Source organism: Pseudactinotalea sp., from assembly GCF_048594945.1.
Classification (GTDB): domain Bacteria; phylum Actinomycetota; class Actinomycetes; order Actinomycetales; family Beutenbergiaceae; genus Pseudactinotalea.
This window is the reverse complement of the sequence record NZ_JBMDXJ010000063.1, coordinates 1-3,806: the sequence shown is the minus strand read 5'-3', so window position 1 is coordinate 3,806 and position 3,806 is coordinate 1. Positions and strand designations below refer to the sequence as shown.

General features: G+C 68.3%; 3 protein-coding genes. 1 reads left to right on the top strand and 2 read right to left on the bottom strand.

The window, feature by feature from the left end; all coding sequences use genetic code 11:
* Positions 1-44 precede the first annotated feature (44 nt).
* Positions 45-488 carry a tautomerase family protein gene (locus tag ACOJSN_RS02995; protein WP_420111029.1) on the bottom strand — a complete coding sequence of 148 codons (444 nt, stop codon included), beginning with the start codon at positions 486-488 and terminating at the stop codon, positions 45-47.
* Between the two features lie 121 nt (positions 489-609).
* Here ACOJSN_RS02995 and ACOJSN_RS02990 point away from each other — a divergent pair, with 121 nt between their 5' ends.
* The gene (locus tag ACOJSN_RS02990) at positions 610-3,432 is read left to right on the top strand and encodes an AfsR/SARP family transcriptional regulator (protein WP_420111028.1); all 2,823 of its coding nucleotides are present in this window, start codon (positions 610-612) and stop codon (positions 3,430-3,432) included.
* A gap of 11 nt (positions 3,433-3,443) precedes the next feature.
* Here ACOJSN_RS02990 and ACOJSN_RS02985 read toward each other — a convergent pair.
* A partial coding sequence (locus ACOJSN_RS02985) for a GGDEF domain-containing protein (RefSeq protein WP_420111027.1) occupies positions 3,444-3,806 on the bottom strand: 363 nt, incomplete at its 5' end.

Here is a 3,806-nt window from a genome sequence, read left to right as displayed (position 1 = left end):
CGATCATCGCAGTGACGAGGGGAGTCACCGTCATCGCCGTGCCGTCAGCCCGCGCTGGCCGCGGCGAAGCGCGCGGGCAATTTGTCCGCCAGCGCCTGGAACCATGCGGCCTCGGCCTCCGGGAACGGCTCGGGCATCATGATGCCCGCCTCCATGGCCCAGCCGTTGGGGGTGTCGGAAACGACGATCAGGACGTGGTCCTCGGGGCTGCCGGTGACCTCGACGGCCAGCCGGTGCAGCTTCTCCATGATTGCTCGTCGGATTACTTCGCCACGGCCGTAACGGATTCCGCCGTTGATGATGATCGACGGCTCGACCTTGCCCGCGGTGTACATGAGACCGAGCGGCAGGGGTGTGAACACGACGCGAATGAAGGGTTCGGGTGCGTTGGTCTCGTCGTGGTGGATCGTGGTGATCCCGGTCGCGATCCGGTCGCGCTGCTCCTCGGTCAGGTCGATGCCGGAGGTGACGCATTGGTAGACGGGCATGATGGCTCGCTTTCTTCAGTTGCCCACCGGTTGTGGGTGGCTCGCCATCACAGTCGCTGACTCCGCTCCAACATCGCTCCAACGGCGCTCCACTGGGTGTTCCGCGAGCTAAGTTCGACCTATGCGAGTGCGTGACCTCGGCGCGCTGACGGTGACCGTGGACGGGGTCGAACGCCCGGTGGCCGGGGCGCGCGCAGCCACGATCCTGGCGATGCTCGTCATCCACGCCAACCGCCGGGTGTCGGTGGAGGCGCTGCTCGATGCGACATGGGGCCGTGATGCGACCGAGGCGTCGGTGTCGACGTTGGAGTCCCACGTGTGGAGGCTGCGCCAACTCCTCGAACCACACCGCGCGCAGCGTCAGCCCCCGACCGTTCTCCTCAACGAGAACAACGGGTACCGTCTGGTGGCCGACGGCCACGCTGTCGATTCCGTGGCGTTCGCGCGACTGAGCCGCGACGTCGATGATCTGCTAGCGGTGGGCAAGGCCGACAACGCGATCATGCGGGCCGATGAGGCCCTTGAACTGTGGCGTGGGCAGCCTTACGGATCGCTGGGTGAGCAACCGTGGGCGCAACCCGCGGTTGCGCGCCTCGACGAATTGCGCAGGCACACCTGCGAAGCCCGTATCGACGCCCTCATCGCGGTCGGGCGCGTCGAGCAGGCACTGGCTGATCTCGAGCCGTTGATCGCCGACGCGCCATTCCGGGAGCGTCTGCGCGCGCAGCAGATGCTCGCGCTCTATCGCAGCGCTCGGCCGGACGAAGCGCTCGCGGCGTTCCAGCGCGCCCGGTCGGCGCTGATCGACGAGCTCGGCAGTGAGCCCGGGAGCGAATTGCGGACGCTGCACGCCAAGATCCTGCAGCAGGACTCCGCGCTCGACGGTGCCCCTCGCAGCTCGCCCCGCACGCCGGCGGCGCGCGACATTCACCTGCCGCCGAGTCTGGCACCTCTGCTCGGTCGAGCCGCCGACGTCACGCACCTGAGCGCGCTGCTCGACTCCGAGTCGTTGGTGACGCTGACCGGTGCTGCTGGGATCGGGAAGACTCGCCTGGCCATCGAGGTCGGTCGCACCGCCGCGGACCGGTTCCCGGACGGAGTGTGGTTCGCCGATCTGTCCATGCTCGATGACGCCGATCTTGTCGTGAACACTGTGATCTCGACGATCGGCATCGTGTCGGTGCCCGCCTCGACGCCGCTGGAGGATCTGGCGAACTACTGTCGCGGTCGCCGAATGCTGCTGATCCTCGACAACTGCGAACACGTTGTCGCAGCGGTGTCACACCTGGTGTCGACGGTCCTGGGGCACGGCACCTCACGATGTGCCGTGTTGACGACCAGCCGGACCCCGCTGGACATCGATGCAGAGGTGACATGGAGCGTGTCTCCGCTCGCTCTGCCGGCAACTGACGGAAGCGGCGTCGACGGGCCAGCGGTGCAGCTGCTCCTGGACCGCCTCGGCCGGGTAGACCCAAATCTGGATCTCGACGAGGAGGTGCGTGCGGCAGCCGTCGCGATCTGTGTCGCCGTCGACGGTCTGCCGTTGGCGATCGAACTCGCCGCCGGGCGCGCCCGCAGCCACAGCCTGGTGGACATCGTGACGCAGACGCGCACCGACCTCGGCGCCCTCGGAAAGCCCGGGCACCGGGACATGCTCCGAGCGGCGATCGACTCGAGCCACCGCCTGCTGGACCCGGTCGGACAACTTGTCCACCGGCGCATCGCTGTACTCCCAGGAGAGTTCTCCGCCGCCGCGGCCACCGCCGTCGTCGGCGATCTGCCGGGCGAGGAAGTCGGCGATGCCCTCGCCGCCCTCGTGCACTGCTCGATGCTTGTACCCGTGGCCGGTCGTAAATCTCGGGGCAACAGCGTCTTTCGTCAGCTTGCCACGGTACGGGCACATGCCGCACACCAGCTGCGGATCGGCGACGATGTCGAGCTGGCGACGGCGCGCCGCAACCAGTGGGCGGTCGACCTCGTTGCCTCCCGTCCCCGGCTCGGAATGGCCGGCGAGCACGAGTGGTTCGCAGCGCTCGACTCTGACGACGCGACGATCCGGGCGACGCTGTCCGATGTCCTGGTCGATCGACCGGACCCCCGGGCGGCCCGCCTGTGCGCTGCTCTGGGCTTCTACTGGTATTTCCGGACCAGAGTCATCGAGGCCGAGCGCTGGCTCCGCCTCGCCCGCGACGTGGCCGACGAAACGGATGCGGCGGGGTGGGTCTGCGCCACGCTCGTGCTGGCAGCCGCGGTGGCCGTGCAGGGTCGAGTAGAAGCGGTGCGACCCCTGGTCAGAGAAGCCGTCGAGCGCGTTCCCGCCCTGCCCGAGAGCGATCTGGTCGCCGTCGGTGAGGCACTGGTGACTCTGGGCAGCGGGCTATGGGTCCATCCCGATGCGGACCTCATCGTCGCCGTCGACGCCGCGTTGCAGAGTGTGGCCGCCCGCTCTGGAGATCCCCAATTGCTCTTGCTGGCAGAGGTTCTCGGCTGCACTGCCCGAGCAGTGGGCGGTGCCCTCGACGAGGCCGCCGCTCACGCTGAGCAGCTGTACGAGGATGCTGTGGCAGCGGGTAACGCGGTGGCAGCGTGGATGACGGCCGCGACGCCGATGACCGCGGCCGTGCTGCATGGCGATCCCGAGCGGGGCATCCCCTGGGTGCGTCGCGTCATGCACGCTCATCTGGCCGCCGGCGGCACCACCGCAGGAATGTTCATCGAGAACCGGGCGAATTACGAGACCCAGCGGGGATCGCACGTCCGGGCGGCGAGTCTGTACGCCGCGGCCTACACCCACACTCGGCGGGCGGCGATGGTGTGGCCGCGCCGCCCCGGCACGGAGGAGTTGCTCGCGCGGACACGAGTGGCATTGACAGAGAGCGCATTCGAAGAGGCCTGGCGTTCGGGCGAGAGTTGGGAGCTGTCGTACATCGTCGCCCTCGAATGATGCTCTGGGTGTCAGATGACGGAGCCATGGTGGCGGCATTGGTTGCCCCCGTCGTGCTTGGCGTCGTACATGGCCTTGTCGGCGGCGGTGATGAGCTGATCCATCATCACGTCGAACGAGTCCTCGCTCACCAGGCTCACCTCTACCAGCGCGGTACCGATGCTCCCGGTGATTTCGCAGGGCAGCCCTGCGATGGCTGCGCACACCTGCTCGTAGCGCAGGGCGGCGTCTTCGGATGCCACGATGTCGGCGAAGAGGAACTCCTCCCCGCCGCTGCGGGCGATGACGGTGCTGGACGTCGCGGTCGAGCGCAGCGCTTCGGCAACCGCGACCAGGGCCTGATCCCCCGCAGCGTGGCCGCGGGTGTCGTTGAC

Bases quoted from the DNA above. Each gene is read 5' to 3' on its own strand.
- ACOJSN_RS02995 (WP_420111029.1), bottom strand. From the start codon at position 488: ATGCCCGTCTACCAATGCGTCACCTCCGGCATCGACCTGACCGAGGAG.
- ACOJSN_RS02990 (WP_420111028.1), top strand. From the start codon at position 610: ATGCGAGTGCGTGACCTCGGCGCGCTGACGGTGACCGTGGACGGGGTC.